This window comes from Streptomyces sp. NPDC007095, assembly GCF_040634475.1.
Lineage (GTDB): Bacteria > Actinomycetota > Actinomycetes > Streptomycetales > Streptomycetaceae > Streptomyces.
On record NZ_JBEYFS010000004.1, the window covers coordinates 1 to 19,251 of the forward strand.

The 19,251-nt window shown below is 70.1% G+C and carries 18 protein-coding genes, 1 tRNA gene and 1 pseudogene; 12 read left to right on the forward strand and 8 right to left on the reverse strand.

Annotated elements, in window-relative coordinates; genetic code table 11:
* Window positions 1–447, reverse strand: a 447-nt coding sequence (locus tag ABZ656_RS02410) for a triphosphoribosyl-dephospho-CoA synthase (RefSeq protein ID WP_360263726.1), incomplete at its 3' end; no start/stop codon positions are given.
* Between the two features lie 13 nt (window positions 448–460).
* Between ABZ656_RS02410 and ABZ656_RS02415 the strand changes: the two are divergent.
* Window positions 461–784, forward strand: a pseudogene (locus tag ABZ656_RS02415) (ATP-binding protein); the annotation flags it as partial.
* A gap of 7 nt (window positions 785–791) precedes the next feature.
* On the opposite strand, the gene ABZ656_RS02420 reads toward ABZ656_RS02415, so the two are convergent.
* Window positions 792–1,247: an ATP-binding protein gene (locus tag ABZ656_RS02420; protein ID WP_101398981.1), complete on the reverse strand. Its 456-nt coding sequence runs from the start codon at window positions 1,245–1,247 to the stop codon at window positions 792–794.
* A gap of 234 nt (window positions 1,248–1,481) precedes the next feature.
* Here ABZ656_RS02420 and ABZ656_RS02425 point away from each other — a divergent pair, with 234 nt between their 5' ends.
* The 9 genes from ABZ656_RS02425 (at window position 1,482) to ABZ656_RS02465 (ending at window position 11,666) form a co-directional block, all read left to right on the forward strand.
* The gene (locus tag ABZ656_RS02425; RefSeq protein ID WP_360263729.1) at window positions 1,482–2,306 is read left to right on the forward strand and encodes a hypothetical protein; all 825 of its coding nucleotides are present in this window, start codon (window positions 1,482–1,484) and stop codon (window positions 2,304–2,306) included.
* Window positions 2,307–2,460: 154 nt separating this feature from the next.
* A complete protein-coding gene (locus ABZ656_RS02430; protein WP_101398985.1) occupies window positions 2,461–3,204 on the forward strand; it encodes a YcnI family protein in 744 nt (247 codons plus the stop codon).
* A 123-nt stretch (window positions 3,205–3,327) separates the two neighbouring features.
* Window positions 3,328–3,981 carry an SCO family protein gene (locus ABZ656_RS02435; RefSeq protein ID WP_101398987.1) on the forward strand — a complete coding sequence of 218 codons (654 nt, stop codon included), beginning with the start codon at window positions 3,328–3,330 and terminating at the stop codon, window positions 3,979–3,981.
* Window positions 3,978–4,463: a copper chaperone PCu(A)C gene (locus tag ABZ656_RS02440; RefSeq protein ID WP_180361955.1), complete on the forward strand. Its 486-nt coding sequence runs from the start codon at window positions 3,978–3,980 to the stop codon at window positions 4,461–4,463. The genes ABZ656_RS02435 and ABZ656_RS02440 overlap by 4 nt, the downstream gene beginning before the upstream one ends.
* A gap of 13 nt (window positions 4,464–4,476) precedes the next feature.
* Window positions 4,477–6,582 carry a copper resistance protein CopC gene (locus ABZ656_RS02445; RefSeq protein WP_360263735.1) on the forward strand — a complete coding sequence of 702 codons (2,106 nt, stop codon included), beginning with the start codon at window positions 4,477–4,479 and terminating at the stop codon, window positions 6,580–6,582.
* Window positions 6,583–6,590: 8 nt separating this feature from the next.
* Window positions 6,591–7,889, forward strand: coding sequence for an iron uptake transporter deferrochelatase/peroxidase subunit (gene efeB / locus ABZ656_RS02450; RefSeq protein WP_360263738.1), 1,299 nt, complete (start codon window positions 6,591–6,593; stop codon window positions 7,887–7,889).
* A gap of 34 nt (window positions 7,890–7,923) precedes the next feature.
* Window positions 7,924–8,859: a prephenate dehydratase gene (pheA, locus tag ABZ656_RS02455; protein WP_101398990.1), complete on the forward strand. Its 936-nt coding sequence runs from the start codon at window positions 7,924–7,926 to the stop codon at window positions 8,857–8,859.
* Window positions 8,860–9,531: 672 nt separating this feature from the next.
* Window positions 9,532–10,809, forward strand: coding sequence for a serine--tRNA ligase (gene serS, locus ABZ656_RS02460; protein WP_101398992.1), 1,278 nt, complete (start codon window positions 9,532–9,534; stop codon window positions 10,807–10,809).
* Complete coding sequence (locus tag ABZ656_RS02465; protein ID WP_101398994.1) at window positions 10,806–11,666, forward strand: HAD family hydrolase; 861 nt, start codon at window positions 10,806–10,808, stop codon at window positions 11,664–11,666. The genes serS and ABZ656_RS02465 overlap by 4 nt, the downstream gene beginning before the upstream one ends.
* 78 nt (window positions 11,667–11,744) lie before the next feature.
* Here ABZ656_RS02465 and ABZ656_RS02470 read toward each other — a convergent pair.
* From ABZ656_RS02470 to ABZ656_RS02495, 6 genes are all read right to left on the reverse strand, one after another.
* Window positions 11,745–11,829 (reverse strand) — tRNA-Ser (locus ABZ656_RS02470).
* A 283-nt stretch (window positions 11,830–12,112) separates the two neighbouring features.
* Window positions 12,113–12,346, reverse strand: coding sequence for a hypothetical protein (locus tag ABZ656_RS02475; protein ID WP_054236924.1), 234 nt, complete (start codon window positions 12,344–12,346; stop codon window positions 12,113–12,115).
* A gap of 170 nt (window positions 12,347–12,516) precedes the next feature.
* Window positions 12,517–13,236, reverse strand: coding sequence for an ABC transporter permease subunit (locus ABZ656_RS02480; RefSeq protein WP_054236936.1), 720 nt, complete (start codon window positions 13,234–13,236; stop codon window positions 12,517–12,519).
* Between the two features lie 9 nt (window positions 13,237–13,245).
* Window positions 13,246–14,157 carry an ABC transporter ATP-binding protein gene (locus tag ABZ656_RS02485; RefSeq protein WP_168493479.1) on the reverse strand — a complete coding sequence of 304 codons (912 nt, stop codon included), beginning with the start codon at window positions 14,155–14,157 and terminating at the stop codon, window positions 13,246–13,248.
* On the reverse strand, window positions 14,154–15,059 hold the full coding sequence (locus ABZ656_RS02490; RefSeq protein ID WP_101398998.1) for a hypothetical protein: 906 nt from the start codon (window positions 15,057–15,059) through the stop codon (window positions 14,154–14,156). Before ABZ656_RS02490 ends, ABZ656_RS02485 begins: the two co-directional genes overlap by 4 nt.
* Complete coding sequence (locus ABZ656_RS02495; protein WP_360263881.1) at window positions 15,049–16,032, reverse strand: ABC transporter ATP-binding protein; 984 nt, start codon at window positions 16,030–16,032, stop codon at window positions 15,049–15,051. The genes ABZ656_RS02490 and ABZ656_RS02495 overlap by 11 nt, the downstream gene beginning before the upstream one ends.
* Window positions 16,033–16,290: 258 nt before the next feature.
* Between ABZ656_RS02495 and ABZ656_RS02500 the strand changes: the two genes are divergently transcribed.
* Window positions 16,291–18,051, forward strand: coding sequence for an SDR family oxidoreductase (locus ABZ656_RS02500; RefSeq protein ID WP_360263746.1), 1,761 nt, complete (start codon window positions 16,291–16,293; stop codon window positions 18,049–18,051).
* A 167-nt stretch (window positions 18,052–18,218) separates the two neighbouring features.
* Complete coding sequence (locus ABZ656_RS02505; protein ID WP_360263749.1) at window positions 18,219–19,163, forward strand: MerR family transcriptional regulator; 945 nt, start codon at window positions 18,219–18,221, stop codon at window positions 19,161–19,163.
* The last annotated feature ends 88 nt before the right edge of the window (window positions 19,164–19,251 follow it).

The following is a 19,251-nucleotide window of genomic DNA, read 5'->3' on the forward strand; positions in this document are numbered from 1 at the left end:
CGCGGACATGGACGACCCCCGGGAAGGCCGCCGGGGCGCCCGCCGGTCGGGGTGCGTCGCGATCCGCTTGGCGGTGGCGGCGACCTCGGCACCCTTGGCCCCTGGGTCCAGGGCCGCCGCCGCGACCAGGAGGCCCAGGACCCACAGCGCCCCGCGGTGGCCACCGCCCGCCAGCGTCACCGAGTGTTCGGTGGACCGGCCGATCGCGCCCAGTTCCGTGCGGAGTTCGGGCGTGGGCCGGCCGGTGCGGCGGGCGGCGGCCGCCATGGCCGCGAGGCCGGGCGTCAGCGCCTTGGCCGACCAGCGCAGGGAACACAGGTCCCGGCGGGTCGCCGGGGCCCCGAGATCGCGCGGATCGGGCAGGCCGGGTTTGGGGGTGAGCTCCAGTTGCCCTGTCAGCGCGGCCACGGCGGCCCGCGCCAGCGTCTCGTCCTCGCGGCTGCTCATGCGCGAGCCCTAAGAGGAAGCGCTCACCAACGTCACCAAACACGCAGCCGCCCAGACCGCCCGGGTCCGGCTCGCCTACTCCCACGACCTGCTGACCCTCACGGTCGCCGACGACGGAGGCACCGTCCGATCCGCCCCGCCCACACCGCCGGTCCCGGGCGGCGGCTTCGGTCTCGTCGGCATGCGCGAACGCGCCCAGTCCGTGGGCGGCCGCCTGCGAGCCGGACCCCGTCCCGGGGGAGGCTACGAGGTCAGGGCCGAACTCCCGCTGAGCGAGACCGCCTTGGCGATCCGTCCCTGCCCCGGCGCCAGGGCCTGTCCGGCGGACAGGCTCTGAACCTGCTCTAAACCGCCATCAGCGGCGCGTCCTTCTTCCACTTGAGGATCTTGTCGAAACTGACCACCGCGCCGCCCCGTCCCGGTTCGTTGCCGATCTGGACATGATCGGCGAGTTCCCGGATCAGGCACAGCCCCCGGCCGTGCTCGGCGTCGCTGCGGACCGGGCGGAGCGCGGGACGCGCACGGCCCGGGGCGAACCCCGGGCCGGCGTCGGAGACCTCGATGCGGCACTTCTCACCGTCGAGGTAGGCGGTGACCCGATAGGCCTCGGACGCGGTACCGGGAGCGGCGTCGCCACCGTGCTCCACGGCGTTGGCGCAGGCCTCGCTGAGGGCCACGGAGAGGTCGTACGAGACATCCGGATCGACACCCGCCGTCTCCATCGTGCCGAGCAGCAGACGTCTGGCGAGCGGAACGCTCGCAGCCTCACGCCGCAAATGGAGTGACCACCAGATGCTCATGCTCCAGCCTCCCGGCCGCGGCTCGACATACCGTTACGTATTGCCGCAACCACCTGTGCGCAATCGCCTGCGTGACGTGATGCCGCCCATATGGCGGATGCGCAGGCGACAACCCTCGGTGTATGTGCGGGTGGTTCGGCCCAGATCATGATCTTCCGGACCACGGCTCTCGGACCGTCGTCTCGCGGACCTGGCGTAGGAAGCGGGTAGGTCCAGTGCGATGATGAGCCCGCCATGACTGCCCCCCACCAGCGCAGGGCGCGCTCCGGACACGGGCTCCGGATTCTGCGGGCCGCGGTGTTCGCCGCGGTCTGTGTCGTGCTGGCCGCGGCCGGTCATGGGCTCGCCTCCTGCACCACCGTCCCGCTGTGGACACTCGGCGCCGGATTCCTCGCGGTCTTCGCCGTCGCCGCCGCGCTGGCGGGACGGGAGCGTTCGCTGCCCGGCATCGCCGGGCTGCTCGCGAGTGGTCAGACCGCCCTGCACACGCTCTTCGGGCTCGCCGGAACCGCCACGGCGGGCTCGGGCTCCATGTCGATGGCCGACACCTCACTCGTGGAACGTGCCGCTCGCCTCGTGTGCGGCACGACGGCGGCGGCGATCAGCCCGGCTCAGGCCATGAAGATCCTCGCTGACGCACGGCTCGACACGGGCACGACTCCGTCCATGTCCATGTCCATGCCCATGCACCACTCCTCGGACGCGATGTCGGCCGCCACTCGGTCCTCGATGTCCGTGTGGCCGTCCCTGCCGATGCTGCTCGGCCACGTCCTCGCGGCCGTCGCCGCCGGTTGGGTGCTGCGCCGCGGTGATCTGGCACTGCTGCGGCTGATACGTCTGTCCGCGCACGGAGTCTCGGAAGGGGCGCTCGTACGGTCCCTGCGCGGGGCGCTCGCGCTTGTACGCGCCCTGCGGGCCGGACTTCCGAGTACGCCCGACGCGGCACCGCGCCCCCGGCGCACCGCGCTTCTGACGCCACCCAAGCCCCGTACCGCCGAGCTCCAGCACAGCGTCGTCCGCCGCGGACCGCCCCACTCCACGCTCGTCCTCGCCGCCTGACACGACGGGCCACTCCACCGGACCGATCCGAAGGGGATGCCGTCGTGCGGCACGCGCGCGTGCACGCGAAAACATCCCCCAGAGGCCCATCGCGCCTTTCGCACGCGCACCCTCCTTCTCTTCTCATCGGACTGAAAGTGGAGTGCTCTCTTCCATGAAGGCTTCCCGTATCGCCGCCGCCGGTGCCGTCGCCGCCTCGGCCGTCCTCGCCGTCTCCGCCCCCGCCTTCGCGCACGTCAGCGTGCAGCCGGAGGGCGAGGCCGCCAAGGGTGGTTACGCCGTCGTCGACTTCAAGGTCCCCAACGAGCGCGACGACGCCTCGACCAACAAGGTCGAGGTGAACTTCCCGACCGACCACCCGCTCGCCTCCGTCATGCCGCAGCCCCTCGACGGCTGGTCCGTGAAGGTCACCAAGAGCAAGCTGGCCAAGCCGCTCACGATGCACGGCGAGAAGATCTCCGAGGCCGTCACCAAGGTCACCTGGACCGCCACCGGCAAGGGCATCGAGCCGGGCTTCTTCCAGAAGTTCCCGCTCTCCGTCGGCGCGCTCCCCGAGGACACCGAGGAGCTCGTCTTCAAGGCGATCCAGACGTACGACAACAAGGACGTCGTGCGCTGGATCGAGCCGCAGAAGGAGGGCCAGGAGGAGCCCGAGAACCCGGCTCCGGTACTCACGCTCTCCGACGCGTCCACGGACGGCCACCACGGGTCCTCCGGCACTGCCAAGGACGCCTCCGACACCTCCACGGCGGCCCCCGCCTCGTCCTCGTCCACCGCTGCCTCCTCCTCCGACAGCAGTGACACCACCGCGCGCGTCCTCGGTGTCGTCGGCATCGTCGTCGGCGTGGCGGGCGTGGCGTACGGCGTTCTGGCCGGCCGTCGGCGCACCGAGGCCTGAGGCCCACCGAGGCCTGAGGACCACCGCACCCCTCCGTTGTGCACCGGTAGGTCGTACGCCCTCGTCAGAGAGGTCGTACGACCCCGGTGCACACCGGAGCCCTCACATCTGGGACATTTTTCTATGCGCAAGAAGACGTATGCCGCGGCCGCCCTGTTCGCCGCCGCCGCACTGACCCTTTCCGCCTGCGGCAGCGGCGACGACAGCAACAAGCCCATCGCCGACGTGTCCGCCGAGGCCGGCACGGGCAAGGCAGCCACGGTCCTCGACAAGGCGTTCGAGAAGCCCGACCTGGTCCTCACCGACACGAACGGCAAGAAGTACGACTTCCGGGCCGAGACCAAGGGCGTCCCGACGCTGATCTACTTCGGCTACACCCACTGCCCCGACGTCTGCCCGACGACGATGAGCAACCTCGCCGTCGCCAAGAAGCAGCTGCCCAAGGCCGAACAGGACAAGCTCAAGGTCGTGTTCGTCACCACCGACCCGGCCCGCGACACCCCCGCCACGCTCGGCAAGTGGCTCAAGGGGATCGACCCCGCCTTCGTCGGCCTCACCGGCGACTTCCCCACCATCCAGGCGGGCGCCCGCACCCTGGGCATCTCCATCGAGCCGACGGCGAAGGACAAGAACGGCAAGCTCGTCTCCGTGCACGGCACCCAGGTCATCGCGTTCTCGCCGAAGACCGACGGGGGCTATGTGATCTACGGCGAGGACGCCACCGTCGACGACTACACCAAGGACCTCCCCAAGCTCATCAAGGGAGAGAATCCGTGAGCCGACCCGTTGCCCCTTCGAGGCGTCTCGCGGGATGCGCGGCGCTGACGGCCACGGCGCTGGCGCTGGCGGGTTGCGGCTCCAACGACTCCTCCTCGGACAACACGGGCAGGCCCGAGCTGAAGATCACCGGCGCCTACATGCCCGCCCCCGTCACGGACACCATGGCGGCCGGTTTCTTCACCGTCACCAACTCCGGCGGCGCCGACACCCTGGCCTCCGTCACCAGCGACCTCGCCTCCGACGTCACGCTGCACTCCACCAAGGGCGGCGCGATGGAGGAACAGAAGTCGTTCGCCGTGCCCGCCGACGGGTCACTCGACTTCGCGAGCGGCGGCAACCACCTCATGTTCGAAAAGCTCACCCACAAGCCTCTGGAGGGCGAGAAGGTGTCGGTGACGCTGCACTTCACCAAGGCAGGCACGGTGAAGGTCTCCATGCCGGTGAAGTCCGCGACGTACAACCCGAAGACCGGGCACTGAGGGAGGGATCACCGTGACACAGACCATCGCTCCCCGTACGGCTTCCACCACCACTGGAGGGGTCGCTTCTCGGGTACGGGCACTGCTGTTGCTGCTCCTCGCCGTGATCGGCGCGGTCCTGGCCGGCGCCACGCCCGCCTCCGCGCACGCCGCGCTGACCGGCAGCGACCCCCAGCAGGGAGCGGTGGTCGGCAAGGCACCCGCCCAGATCTCGCTGACGTTCTCCGAGAAGGTCGCGATGTCCGACGACTCGGTGCGCGTGCTCGACCCCAAGGGCAAGCGCGTCGACACCGGCAAGGCCGCCGACCTGGGCGGCACCACCTACGGCGTGAAGCTCCGCCCGGGGCTGCCCGACGGCACGTTCACCGTCACCTACCAGGTGGTGTCGGCGGACAGCCACCCCGTCTCCGGCGCGTTCACGTTCTCCATCGGCGCGCCCTCGCAGACCTCCGTCGCGCTCTCCGACCCGGCCGTGGGCGGCGGAGTCGTCGGCGCACTCTATGGGTTCGGGCGGTATGTCTCATACGCCGGATTCATCCTTCTGGTGGGTGGCGCGGCCTTCGTACTGGCCTGCTGGCAGCGCGGCGCCGGGGTCCGTCCGGTGCAACGGCTCGTGGTCTCCGGGTGGCTCACGCTGACCGGCGCCACCCTCGCGCTGCTGCTCCTGCGCGGCTCCTACGTCGGCTCCGGCAAGGTCGGCGACATCTTCGACCTGACACTGCTCGGGCAGGTGCTGCAGACCAAGGCGGGTGCGGCACTCGTCTCGCGGCTGCTGCTGCTCGCCGCGGGCGCGCTGTTCATCGCGGTGCTCTTCGGGGCGTACGCGCGGCGGGACGAGGCCGTCGCGTCGGATGAGACCGACGTGGCCGACGGGTCCGACGAGGGCGGCTTGTCCGACAGGGGCCGCGTCGATGCCGATGCCGAGAAGAAGGACCTCACCTTCGGGCTGGCGATCGGCGGCGCCGTCGTCGCGGCGGGCCTGGCGGCGAGCTGGGCGATGGCCGAGCACGCCTCCACCGGTATCCAGGCGGGCCTCGCGATGCCCGTCGATGTCCTGCACCTGCTGGCGGTCGCCGTCTGGCTCGGCGGGCTGTCGACGCTGCTCGTGGCGCTGTTCCGGGCGCCCGCCGAGACGCAGATCGACGCGGTGGCCGTACGGCGGTTCTCACGCGTCGCGTTCGCCGGCGTGACCGTGCTGGCCGCGACCGGGATCTACCAGTCCTGGCGCCAGGTCGGCTCCTGGTCCGCGCTGACCGGAACGTGGTACGGGCAGTTGCTGCTCGTCAAGATCGGCCTGGTGGCCGTCCTCGTCGGCATCGCGTGGATCTCGCGGCGGTGGACGGCCCAGTTGTCCGAGGTGCCGCGGGCGAAGGCCCTGGCGACAGCGGGGGCCACGGTCGGGACGACAGCCGGGGCGACAACCGGGGCGACGGCTCTCGCCGGACAGCGGACGAAGCGGCCGACGAAGGTGCCCGCGAGTTCCGGGGACTCAAGCTCTGAGGACGCGAACTCCGCGGGCTCGGATTCCAGGGACTCGGACTCCGGAGACTCCCGGCGCGCCGCTCAACTCGCCCGGCAGCAGGCAGCCGTGGCCACCGCGCGTCAGAAGCGCGTCCGCGACGCCGACCCGGCCCGGGCCGGCCTGCGCCGCTCGGTGCTCGCCGAGACGGGCGTCGCCGTCGTCCTGCTGGCCGTGACGACCGTGCTGACGTCCACCGAGCCGGGGCGCACGGAGGAAGCGGCCCAGCAGGCCACCACGTCCTCCTCGCAGCGGTCCGGGACGCTCTCTCTGAAGCTCCCGTTCGACACGGGTGGCCAGGACGGCAAGGGCACCGCGGAGGTCACCCTCGATCCGGCCCGCGTCGGCGGCAACGAGATGCACGTCTTCGTGGAACGGCCGAACGGCAAGGCCTTCGACGTCCCCGAGGTGAAGGTCGCCTTCACCCTGGAGGCAAAGAAGATCGGCCCGCTGCCCGTGACCCCCGACCGCATCGCCACCGGCCACTGGTCGGCGATCGGGGTGCAGATCCCCATGGCGGGCGACTGGGAGATCGCGGTGACCGTGCGCACCTCCGACATCGACCAGACGACCGTCACCAAGAACGCGAAGATCGGCTGAACCTCACCATGCCTGACCAGCCCACTCCGGAAGCCACCACGGAAAACACCCCTCCAGGAGAGGCCCTTTCCCAGAAGCCCTCTTCTGGCGGGGTCCTTTCCCGGCGCCGGCTGCTCGGCACCGCCGGTGCCACCGGTCTCGCCCTGGGTGCGGCCGGAGGTGCCGCCGGGTACGCGGCAGCGCCCGCCGCCGACAAGGCAGCGCCCCTGACCTCGCTCGGCGCGGACACGGTGATGTTTCACGGGAAACATCAGCCCGGCATCACCACCGCGCTCCAGGCCCGTGGCCACCTCGTCGCGTTCGACCTGGCCGCAGGCGCGGGCCGCAAGGAGGCCGCCGCACTGCTGCGCCGCTGGTCGACGACGGCCCAGCGGCTGATGGCGGGCGAGGCCGCCGCGCAGGACGACACGGACGTCGCCCGTGACGCCGGACCGTCGTCCCTGACGGTCACCTTCGGCTTCGGAAACAGCTTCTTCGCACGGACGGGTCTGGAGAAGCAGCGCCCGGTCGCCCTCGACCCACTGCCCGACTTCTCTTCCGACCACCTCGACAAGACGCGCAGCAACGGCGACCTGTGGGTGCAGATCGGCGCCGACGACGCCCTGGTCGCCTTCCATGCCCTGCGCACGCTCCAGAAGGACGCGGGCAGCGCGGCCCGGGTGCGCTGGCAGATGAACGGCTTCAACCGCTCGCCCGGCGCCACGGCCCAGCCGATGACGGCCCGCAACCTGATGGGCCAGATAGACGGCACCCGCAATCCGAAGCCGACCGAGTCCGACTTCGACCGGCGCATCTTCGTGCCGGCCGCCGGCGACCCGGCATGGATGGCGAACGGCTCGTACGCCGTCGTACGCCGGATCCGGATGCTCCTCGACGACTGGGAGAAGCTGTCGGTCAAGGCCCAGGAGGACGTCATCGGGCGGAAAAAGTCCACCGGGGCGCCGCTGACCGGTGGCACCGAGACGACCGCCATGAACCTCGACAAGACCGACGCCGACGGCAACCTGGTCGTCCCCCTCAACGCGCACGCCCGGATCACCCGGCCCGACCAGAACGGCGGCGCCGCGATGCTGCGCCGCCCGTTCTCCTTCCACGACGGCTTCGACACGGACGGGGTGCCCGACGCGGGCCTGCTCTTCGTCTGCTGGCAGGCGGATCCGCTGCGCGGCTTCGTCCCGGTGCAGCGCAAGCTCGACCGCGGCGACGCCATGTCCACGTACATCCGCCACGAGGCGAGCGGGCTGTTCGCGGTGCCGGGCGGGGCGGCGGAGGGGGAATACGTGGGTCAGCGGCTGCTGGAAGGGTGATCCGTGCGGGACGGTGCCCATTAGGGTGACGGGTATGTCGGCGACGCGCTACACCTATCTCGGCCCCGAGGGAACGTTCACCGAGGCCGCCCTCCGCACGCTCCCGGAAGCCGCGACACGGGAGCTGGTACCCATGGTGTCCGTGCCGGCCGCGCTCGACGCGGTGCGTGCGAGCGAGGCCGCGGGCGCGCTCGTCCCGATCGAGAACTCGGTCGAGGGCGGCGTCACCGCCACCCTCGACGAGCTCGCCAAGGGCGAGCCGCTGATGATCTACCGCGAGGTCGTCCTGCCGATCGCCTTCGCCCTGCTGGTCAGGCCCGGCACGGCACTGAAGGACATCAAGACGGTCACCGGCCACCCGGTCGCCCAGCCGCAGGTACGCAACTGGCTCGGCGCCCACCTGCCGAACACCGTGTGGGAGTCGGCGGCCTCGAACGCGGACGGCGCCCGGCTGGTCCAGGAGGGCCGGTACGACGCGGCCTTCGCGGGCGAGTTCGCGGCGGCGACCTACGGGCTCGAGCCGCTGGTCACCGAGATCCACGACGCGGCGAACGCCGAGACCCGCTTCGTGCTGGTCGGCCGTCCGGCCCGGCCCGCGGCCCCGACCGGCGCCGACAAGACGTCCGTGGTCATCTGGCTCGGCGACGACCACCCGGGTGCGCTGCTTGAACTGCTCCAGGAGTTCGCCGTGCGCGGCGTCAACCTGATGCGGATCGAATCACGGCCGACCGGCCAGGGCATCGGCAACTACTGCTTCTCCGTGGACGCCGAGGGCCACATCACCGACCGCCGTGTGGGCGAGGCGCTGATGGGCCTCAAGCGGATCAGCCCCCAGGTTCGCTTCCTCGGGTCCTATCCGCGGGCCGGGGTCGCCCTGGAGGACGTACGGCCGCTGCGGCCCGGGACGTCGGACGGTGCGTTCTCGGCGGCGTCGGACTGGCTGGCGCGCTGCCAGGACGGACGGTTCTAGGCCGGTTCCGGGCCGGTTCCAGGCTGGATCGAGGCCGGATCCAGGCCTGTTCGGGTTCCCACGTCGGCGGCTCGTCGGCGCGGCCTTTTCCACTGTCCTGATCCGCGTTCCACCAGTCCTACCTGCCGATTTTCGTCATCCACAGATGTTATCCACAGGTGTGCTTCTCGACCTGGGGACAAGTCGACAACGAAGCATTACATCGTCGACAAATCGGCCTACAGGGCCCAAGTTCGTCCACAGCCCCGCACGTCACCCCTCGTCCACTCTTTTCCCTTGATCAATCCTTTGGAGCGAAGCATTTCCACTCGAACGTGGGTGTACGGATGGTTTGACCCGGGAATTCTTCGTCCCGCATGCGGCTTTCGGAACGATCACCTCCGAAGTCCACAGATCTTCCGCACAGCCTGTGGATAACTCTGCGAGGGTGTGGACCCCTGTGGACAACCCCTTCTCAAGTGCCGCTCTCCACAAGGGAATCCAGTCAACCCCATGACTACCGTCTGCCCCGTTTCAGGGAGTACCGTCCCTTTTATTGACGCGGACCGACGCTCATGGACACTCATTGATGATCAAGGAATTTCGATCCGGCATTTCACTCATGACGTCACAGAAGTGACGGAGCGGAATATCGAGTCGATGGCCGGAAGCGCGCACCGGTAGCCTTGAGGGGTGATTGACCTTCGCCTGCTCCGTGAGGACCCCGACCGTGTTCGCGCCTCCCAGCGCGCCCGTGGAGAGGACGTCGCCCTCGTCGACTCCCTCCTCTCTGCCGACGAGCGGCGCAGGTCGTCCGGCGTCCGCTTCGACGAGCTCCGATCCGAGCAGAAGGCGCTCGGCAAGCTGATCCCCAAGGCGTCCGGCGACGAGAAGGCCGAGCTGCTGAAGAAGGCCGGGGAGCTCGCCGCCGCCGTCAAGACCGCCGACGCCGAACAGCACGAGGCGGACGAGGAGACCAAGCGTCTGCTCCTCCAGCTCGGCAACCTGGTCCACCCGGACGTCCCGGTCGGCGGCGAGGAGGACTTCGTCGTCCTGGAGACGCACGGCACGATCCGCGACTTCGGCGCCGAGGGCTTCGAGCCCAAGGACCACCTGGAGCTCGGCGAGGCGCTCGGCGCCATCGACGTCGAGCGGGGCGCCAAGGTCTCCGGCTCGCGCTTCTACTACCTGACGGGTGTCGGCGCGCTCCTGGAGCTCGCCCTCGTCAACGCGGCGATCGCGCAGGCCACCGAGGCCGGCTTCACCCCGATGCTGACCCCGGCCCTGGTCCGCCCGCGCGCCATGGAGGGCACCGGCTTCCTCGGCCAGGCCGCGGAGAACGTGTACCACCTGGAGAAGGACGACTACTACCTGGTCGGCACCTCCGAGGTCCCCCTCGCGGCGTACCACATGGACGAGATCCTCGACGCCGACCAGCTGCCGCTGCGCTACGCCGGATTCTCGCCGTGCTTCCGCCGCGAGGCCGGCACGTACGGCAAGGACACCCGCGGCATCTTCCGTGTGCACCAGTTCGACAAGGTCGAGATGTTCTCGTACGTCGACCCGGAGGACGCGGAGAACGAGCACAAGCGGCTCCTGGACTGGGAGAAGCAGTGGCTGACCGGCCTCGAGCTGCCCTTCCAGGTCATCGACGTGGCCTCGGGCGACCTCGGTGCCTCCGCGTCCCGCAAGTTCGACTGCGAGGCGTGGATCCCGACCCAGGGCAAGTACCGCGAGCTGACCTCGGCCTCGAACTGTGACGGCTTCCAGGCGCGTCGCCTGTCCGTGCGCATGCGCGACGGCAAGAAGGTCCAGCCGCTCGCCACGCTGAACGGCACGCTGTGCGCCGTCCCGCGCACGATCGTGGCGATCCTGGAGAACCACCAGCTGGCCGACGGCTCCGTGCGGGTACCCGAGGTGCTGCGTCCCTACCTGGGCGGACGTGAGGTTCTGGAGCCGATCTCCAAGTGACCGCCGCCGCCGGGCCGACCGGAACCACTGGTCCGGTCGGATCCACGGGTCCGACCGGATCGTTCCCTTACAAGCTCGTCGCGACCGATCTCGACGGCACGCTGCTGCGTTCCGACGAGACCATCTCGGAGCGCACGCGTGAGGCACTCGCCGCGGTGACCGCGGCGGGCGCCGCGCACATCGTCGTCACCGGGCGCGCGGTGCGCTGGACCCGGCACATCCTCGACGACCTCGGCTACGAGGGTCTCGCGGTGTGCGGCCAGGGTGCGCAGGTGTACGACGCGGGGGAGCACCGGCTGCTCACCTCGGTGACGCTGGACCGGCAGCTGGCCGGGCTCGCGCTCGCCAAGATCGAGGCGGAGGTCGGCCCGCTGCTGCTGGCCGCGAGCCGCGACGGGCTCGACGGCGAGGTACTGGTCGGCCCCGGCTACCGCAGGCAGGACGGCTCGCTCCCGGTCGTCCCGATCAGGGACGCGACGGACCTCTGGTCGGCCCCTCTGAACAAGGTCTACGTGCAGCACCCCACGCTCTCCGACGACGAACTGGCCGCGGTGGCGGCCAGGGTCGCGGGCGGCCTGGTCGGCGTCACCATGGCGGGCGCCGGGATAGTGGAACTCCTCCCCCTCGGCCTCTCCAAGGCCACGGGGCTGTCCCTTGCCGCCCGTCGCCTCGGTGTGAAGGCCGCGAACACGATCGCCTTCGGTGACATGCCCAACGACATCCCGATGTTCGCCTGGGCGGCCCACAGCGTGGCCATGGCGAATGCCCACGACGAGCTCAAGGCCGTCGCGGACGAGGTGACGTCCTCGAACGAGGAGGACGGCATCGCGGTGGTGCTGGAGCCGTTGCTGGGTTAGCGGGTCAGGGCACGGCCTGCGGCGCCATACTCCCTGTCAGGCACGCCAATCCTGCCGAGTCCCAGTGACAACGTCTCGCGGAGGATGCGCGGATCGAACGCGCGCGGGGTTGACCCCGACCACGGCTTAGCAAGCCGGTGCCTTACCTCTCGGCCAATCCTCCGGGTGGGCGGCCCGCGCGGCGTACGCGCGCTCGAAGCGGCCGCCCCGGGCAGCCCCCCGTGCGGGCGGGCTCCACGGAGGGGTAACTACTCCTGAGCCTGCCGCGGGCTGCCCTGTAGGGAGCTCGACGGACTGCTGCTCATGGGCATCGTCGCGCTCCTCTCCCAGAACGTGGCGCCGACTCGATGCGGCGACGTGGACATAACTACTGTGCCCGTACGCCGACTTGGGCGCCACTGAATAAAGCGGCCCCTCAAAGGGGGTTACCGATGGCCCAAAGAGGGTTACCGGCGGCGCCACCTGCGCCGACGTGCCTTACTGAAGAACCACCCCGCGGGCGGCTCGTCGGAGCGCCAGGGCTGCGGGTCGGGTCCCCCCTCGCGCCAGCGGGCGGCGAGCATACGGGCGCGGGCGGACGGTTCGGTCGTCTCGGCCGACCGTATGAAGCTCTCGTCCAGTACGAGGCCGTCCCAGACGTCCTCGGTCTCCCTCTGTCCCTCGCCTTGCGGTTCCGCCATCCCCGTTCCTCCTAGCCGCGCGTCCCCTCCGCCCAGTGTGCCGGGACAGAGGTGAAGCCACTGTCAAGAAAAAGGTGAAGCCACTCTCGAAGAAAGGCCTTCAAAGAAAAAAGGGGGCGCCACGCGCGCGTGCGTGGCGACAACCGGCACACACGCGTGGAACCCCCGGCTCACTCCTCGCCGGCCAGCGTCAGCGACCGCAGCCGCTGCCCGGCGTACCAGGTGGCGAGCACGGTCACCACGACCAGGAGCACCGTCGCGGTGGGCAGGCCCACGTCCGAGGTGACGAGGTCGCCGCCGGTGACCTTGTGGCCCACGGCGAGCGCCCACTGCTGGACGCTGAGCGTGCGCGCGCCGGACACCAGCGACCCGAACAGGGCTTCCCAGACCAGCGCGTAGACGAGCCCGAAGACCACCGCGTGCCGGGTGACCGTCCCCAGCAGCAGGAACAGCGCGGCGTACGCGATCGAGGCGACCAGCGCCGCCACGGTGTAGGCGACGGCGACCTGCTGGCCGTTGCCGTTGAGGATCATGCCGGCGATGAACGTCGGCAGGGCGGAGAACGCCATGGTGACGGCGATCGCGACGATCAGTTTGGTGAAGATGATCGTCGGCCGCTTCAGGGGCTTGGCCAGCAGATACACCACCGAGCCGTCGTCGATCTCGGGGCCGATCGCGCCGGTGCCGGCGATGACGCCGATGATCGGCACCATCGTGGCGAGCGCGAACCCGCCGAGCAGGTCCGATGCCACCTGGTCGTCGGCTCCGGCGAAGCTGCGTACGGCCGCGGAGATCACGATGAGCAGAACGGGCAGCGCACAGAGGATGAGGGCCCGGCGGCGGCCGAGCAGGGCTCGATAGGTGAGCCGGGCGACTGTGGGGTCGTACATCTTGGCCTCCTACGCCGCGACGAGATACGAGAAGACGGACTCGAGGGACTCGTCGGACGGCGAGACCGTGAGCAGCCGGATGCCGTGCTCGCGCGCGACGCGCGGCAGCAGCGCCGTGAACCTGCCGAAGTCGACGGCCTGGATGCGCAGCGCGCCCTCGGCCAGGTCCACTTCGATGCCTGACGTCGACGGGTCGGCGATCAGCGCGGCGGCCAGCGCCCGGTCGTCGCTGGAGCGCACCAGGTAGCGGTGCGGTCGGTCGGTCATCAGGCGGCGGATGCGGCGGAAGTCGCCGCTGGCCGCGTGCCGTCCGGCGACGATCACCTCGATGTGGGCGGCGAGCTGTTCGACCTCTTCGAGGATGTGGGACGAGAACAGCACCGTGCGGCCCTCGTCGCCCATGCGGCGCAGCAGGTCCATGAGCTGCATGCGCTGGCGCGGGTCCATGCCGTTGAAGGGCTCGTCGAGCAGCAGCAGGGACGGGTCGTGGACGAGGGCGGAGGCCATCTTCACGCGCTGCCGCATGCCCTTGGAGTAGGTCGAGATCTTGCGGTCCTGCGCGTATTCCATCTCGACCGTGGCGAGCGCCCGCTGGGCGGCCTTCGCTCCGAGTCCGTGCAACTCGGCGTTGGCGACGACGAATTCCTGGCCCGTGAGGAAGTCGTACATCGCCTCGCGCTCCGGGACGATGCCGATGTGCTTGTAGATCTGTTCGTTGCGCCAGACCGGCCGGCCGTCGAGGGTGACGGTGCCGGTGGAGGGGGCGAGGAAGCCGCCCATCATGTTGATGAGGGTGGACTTCCCGGCGCCGTTCGGGCCGAGCAGGCCGGTGACGCCGGGGCCGATCGTCATCGTGATGTCGTTGACCGCCACCACGTTGCCGAACCAGCGCGAGACGTGGTCGATGTTGAGCGTGGTCACAGCCCGACCTTTCGGTAGCGGCGCATCAGAAGGCCGTAGGAGCCCGCGATGAGCCCCAGGACGACGACGAGGTAGACGACTCCCTGCCCGGACGAGGGGCCCTCCCCTCCGGGGAAGGCGGAGGTGGCGCCGAGGAAGGCCGTCTGCACCCCGTCGATGAGCGTGATGGGAGAGAAGAGGCCGAGCCAGGGCACGGCCGAGGAGCTGGACTGCTCGAAGGCGATGGCCTGGACGGTCGACACGGCTCCGTAGGAGATGGTCAGCGCCGCGATGACGGCCGCGATGCCGAAGCCGCGGCGCGGGGTGATCGACGAGATGACCAGGCCGATCCCGGCGAAGAGCAGCGACAGCAGTGCCACGGAGACCAGCCCCTGTCCGAAGCCCTTCGTCTGGTCGGAGAAGTCGAGCTTCGCCAGAAGCGCCCCTACGTAGAGCACGATCAGCGGCGCGGTCGTCAGGATGAACAGCGCCGAGGCCAGCGCCGCGTACTTGGCGCGTACGTAGTCGACGGTCTCGATGGGGCGTGAGAAGTACAGCGGCACGGTCTTGAAGCGCAGGTCGCGCGAGACGGACTGCGGTCCCTGGGAGGCGACGTACAGACCGATGACGGCCTGCATGATGACCGCGTAACGCGTGTAGTCGACCGGCAGGGCCTTCGCCTTGGTGGCGACCGCGACGGCCACCATGATGAGTGCGGGGACGCACATCACCACGAAGAGCAGCATCGGCAGCACCTTGGACTTGACGGAGCGGCCGAGGCCGTAGGAGCCGCGCAGGGACTGCGAGTACAGCGAGCGACGGGCGTAGGCGCGGCCCAGGCGCGGGCCGTCGTAGTGGCGGTAGCCGATGTCGTGGATCCGGGTCTGCTCACCACGCGGGGTGAGGGACTGCTCAACTGCCATGGCCCACTGCCTCCTTCCGTACGCCCTGCACGTCCGTCCCGTCCGTCTGTTCCTCGCGGAAGACCTCCGCGATGTGGTGCCGGCGCTGTTCCATCCGGATCAGGCCGAGGCCGAGGTCGGCGACGACGTCACGGACGAGGTCGTAGGTCTCCTCGCCCTCGGCGGTCAGCAGCAGGATGTGGCCGGCGCCCGGCAGCCCGCTGCCGTCGTGGGTCTCGACCCCGCGTGCGTGGAGCGCCTCGCGGACCGCCTTGGTGCCGTCCGGGTGCTCGTCGGTGTCGGTGACCTCGATGGCGAGGGTCGTGGTGGTCTGGGTGAAGTCCGTGGTGGAGCTGGACCGCAGCAGCTTGCCGCCGTCGACGACCACGACGTGGTCGCAGGTGCGCTCCAGCTCGCCCAGCAGGTGCGAGGTGACCAGGACCGAGATCCCGAAGTCGGTGTGGATACGGCGGATCAGGCCGAGCATCTCGTCGCGGCCGACCGGGTCGAGGCCGTTGGTCGGCTCGTCGAGGAAGACCAGCTGGGGGTCGTGGACGAGGGCCTGCGCGAGCTTGACGCGCTGCTTCATGCCCGTCGAGTAGCCACCGATGGGACGGTAGCGCTCCTCGTACAGTCCGACGTGGCGCAGGGTGTCCGCGGTGCGCTCGCGGGCCGCGGCCGGCGGGAGCCCGGACATGCGCGCCATGTGGACGACGAACTCGGTGGCCGAGACATCGGGGGGCAGGCAGTCGTGCTCGGGCATGTACCCGACCCGCTCGCGGATGGCGCCGCCTTGGGTGGCGACATCGAGTCCGAGCACTTGGGCGCGGCCCTCGGTGGCGGGGGAGAGACCCAGCAGGATCTTGATCAGTGTGGACTTGCCGGCTCCGTTGGCTCCGACGAGTCCGGTCACACCGGGTCCGACGTCCACGGAGAGCCGGTCAAGAGCGGTCACCCGTGGGTACCGCTTGCTCAGGCTTTCGGTCGCGATCACAGTCACGTTGTCGAACGTAGTGGCGCACGCCACAGCGGTCGTCAACCCACGGAGCTGTATCCGCGTCCGACTCCAGTCGTACGGGCCCGTAGGGGTCCCCCTGAAGTCGAACAACCGGCGGGGGTTTATCCACATCGGACCGGTTGTCCACAGGTGCCACGCAGGCCTATTGACGCAGCCTCTAACAACTGTCACATTCGCCAGTGTCAAGTTACGGGCACGTACCGTGCGGCGCCGGGCGAAGGAGAAGTGACTCTCGTGACTCTCGAAGGCGCGCGCGAGCGCCGGGTGCGGACGGGTGGGATCGAGCTGTGCGTCGCCGAGCTGGGCGATCCGGCGGGGCCCACGGTGATCCTCGTGCACGGCTATCCGGACTCGAAGGAGGTGTGGTCCGAGGTCGCGACCCGCCTGGCCGAGCGTTTCCACGTGGTGCTGTACGACGTCCGTGGCCACGGCGGGTCGACGGCCCCGCGGCCATTGCGGGGCGGGTTCACCCTGGAGAAGCTGACGGACGACTTCCTGGCCGTCGTCGACGCGGTGAGCCCCGACCGCCCGGTGCACCTGGTGGGGCACGACTGGGGTTCGGTGCAGTCCTGGGAGTTCGTCACGGTCGCGCGCACCCAGGGCCGGATCGCCTCCTTCACCTCCGTGTCCGGGCCGTCCCTCGACCACTTCGGCCACTGGATCAAGCGGCGCGTGCGGCGGCCCACCCCGCGCAGGGTCGGCCAGCTCCTCGGCCAGGGCGCCAAGTCCTGGTACGTGTACCTGCTGCACACGCCCGTGCTGCCGGAGCTCGCCTGGCGCGGCCCCCTCGGCAAGCAGTGGCCGAAGATCCTGCGGCGGGTCGAGAAGGTGCCCGCGGGCGACTATCCGACCTCCTCGTTGCCGACGGACGCGGCGCACGGCGCGTGGCTGTACCGCGACAATGTGCGGGCCCGGCTGAGCAGACCACGCCCGGACGCCTACGCGCACGCGCCCGTGCAGCTCGTGACGCCCCTGGGGGACGGGTTCCTCTCCGAGCGGCTCTACGACGACCTGGAGGAGTGGGCCCCGCAGCTGGTGCGTCGCACCCTCCCGGACAAGCACTGGATCCCGCGTACACGGCCCGACCAACTGGCTTCCTGGATCACGGACTTCGTGCACGCCAACGAGGACGGCGTGCCGGTGCGGGACACCGTCGCCACGGGCAGGTACGCCGACCGGTTCGGCGGGCAGCTCGTGCTGGTCACCGGCGCTGGCAGTGGCATCGGGCGGGCCACCGCCTTGGCGTTCGCCGAGGCCGGCGCGCGTGTGGTGGCCGTCGACCGGGACGCGGAGGGCGCGGCCCGCACGGCGGAGATGTCCCGGCTGGCCGGCTCCCCCGAAGCGTGGGCCGAGACGGCCGACGTCTCCGACGAGCAGGCCATGGAGAAGCTCGCCGAAAGGGTCGCGGGCGAGTACGGGGTGGTGGACGTGCTGGTGAACAACGCCGGGATCGGACTGTCCGGGTCCTTCTTCGACACGACGCCGGAGGACTGGAAGAAGGTCCTCGACGTCAACCTGTGGGGCGTGATCCACGGCTGCCGGCTCTTCGGCAGGCAGATGGCCGAGCGTGGGCAGGGCGGCCACATCGTCAACACAGCGTCGGCGGCGGCGTACCTGCCCTCGAAGGCGCTGCCCGCCTACAGCACCTCGAAGGCGGCCGTGCTGATGCTCAGCGAGTGTCTGCGCGCGGAGCTGGCCGGGCAGGGCATCGGCGTCTCGGCGATCTGCCCGGGTTTCGTCAACACGAACATCACCTCGACCGCGCACTTCGCCGGGGTGGACGCGAGCGAGGAGAAACGCCGCCAGAACAAGTCGGCACGGTTGTACGGACTGCGCAACTACCCGCCGGAGAAGGTGGCCGACGCGATCCTGCGCGCGGTCGTCCGCAACCAGGCGGTCGTGCCCGTCACCCCCGAGGCGCGCGGCGCCCGCCTGATGTCCCGGCTGGCACCGAGGGCGCTGCGCGCGCTCGCACGGATGGAGCCACCGCTGTGAGGTTCGCGATCGCCCGCAACAGGGCTGTGCGCAAAGTCCTGTTGCCCACCCGGGAGGAGCTCGGCACGGCCATGTCCCGTTGTCCGCGGCGGTCGTAGCATCCCTCGCAGGGGGGCTGGCCGCGCGGGGCCGTCGCGTAGCAGCCAGGGGGTCGGGAGGCAGGCAGCGTGAACGACGAGCCGGTCCGGGTCGCGTACCGCATCGAGGATCTGGCGCAGCACAGCGGCGCCACGGTCCGGACGATCCGCGCCTACCAGGACCGCGGGCTGCTCCCCCGCCCCGAGCGGCGCGGTCGCGCCAACGTGTACGCGGACGCCCATCTGGCCCGGCTGCGGCAGATCGCCGACCTCCTGGACCGCGGCTACACCCTGGCCTCCATCAAGGAACTCCTGGAGGCCTGGGACGCGGGCCGGGGGCTGGGCGGGATCCTCGGGCTGGTCGCGGAGGTCGACGGACCGTGGACCGACGAGGAGGCCGTGCGCATGTCGCGGGCCGAGCTGGACGAGCGGTTCGGCGGCAGTCCGGACGACGCGGCGGTGGCGGAGGCGGTGGATCTCGGAGTACTGGAGCGCGTCCCCGGCGACGGCGAGATGTATCTGGTCCCGAGTCCCCAAGAGCTAGCCGTGGCGGTCGAGTTGTACGCAGCCGGCGTACCGCTGTCCGCGATCTCTGGCCATCTACGGGAGTTGAGGGGCAAGGTCGAGCACATCGCCGCGCGTTTCCTGGAGTTCACGACCGAGCATGTCTTCGCACGCTATCTCGGTGAGCATCCGCCGAGCGACACGGAAGCGGCCGAGGCGGCCTCCCTCGTACGCCGTCTGCGACCGCTCGCACAGCAGACGGTGGACGCGGAACTGGCGCGCGCCATGCGGCTGTTCGCGACCCGGCACTTGCGCGAGCGTCTTGGGGCGGGGCGGTCCGAGGGGCCTACGGACGAGACGCGTTCCGTTCAGCTGCCCGTCGCCACAATGCGGGCCATGGAGAACCTGGTTGGTGCCGATCAGGTGGCGGCCTTCGTCACGGCCGCCGTCGAACGGGAGGTACAGGCAAGGACCTTGGACAATCTCACCTCAAATTACAACAATCACAGTGTTGTTGATGAAATCCCTTGAATCTTCTGCACGTTGTCCACAGATTCGTCAATTCACCTGTGGATAACCGGACTTGCTTGTGGATCAAACCTCCGAACCAAAATCAAAT

Coding starts and splice junctions, on each gene's coding strand:
- ABZ656_RS02430 (WP_101398985.1), top strand. CDS start 2,461: ATGAAGGCTTCCCGTATCGCCGCCGCCGGTGCCGTCGCCGCCTCGGCC.
- pheA (WP_101398990.1), top strand. CDS start 7,924: ATGTCGGCGACGCGCTACACCTATCTCGGCCCCGAGGGAACGTTCACC.
- ABZ656_RS02435 (WP_101398987.1), top strand. CDS start 3,328: ATGCGCAAGAAGACGTATGCCGCGGCCGCCCTGTTCGCCGCCGCCGCA.
- ABZ656_RS02475 (WP_054236924.1), bottom strand. CDS start 12,346: ATGGCGGAACCGCAAGGCGAGGGACAGAGGGAGACCGAGGACGTCTGG.
- ABZ656_RS02420 (WP_101398981.1), bottom strand. CDS start 1,247: ATGAGCATCTGGTGGTCACTCCATTTGCGGCGTGAGGCTGCGAGCGTT.
- ABZ656_RS02425 (WP_360263729.1), top strand. CDS start 1,482: ATGACTGCCCCCCACCAGCGCAGGGCGCGCTCCGGACACGGGCTCCGG.
- ABZ656_RS02480 (WP_054236936.1), bottom strand. CDS start 13,236: ATGTACGACCCCACAGTCGCCCGGCTCACCTATCGAGCCCTGCTCGGC.
- ABZ656_RS02490 (WP_101398998.1), bottom strand. CDS start 15,059: ATGGCAGTTGAGCAGTCCCTCACCCCGCGTGGTGAGCAGACCCGGATC.
- efeB (WP_360263738.1), top strand. CDS start 6,591: ATGCCTGACCAGCCCACTCCGGAAGCCACCACGGAAAACACCCCTCCA.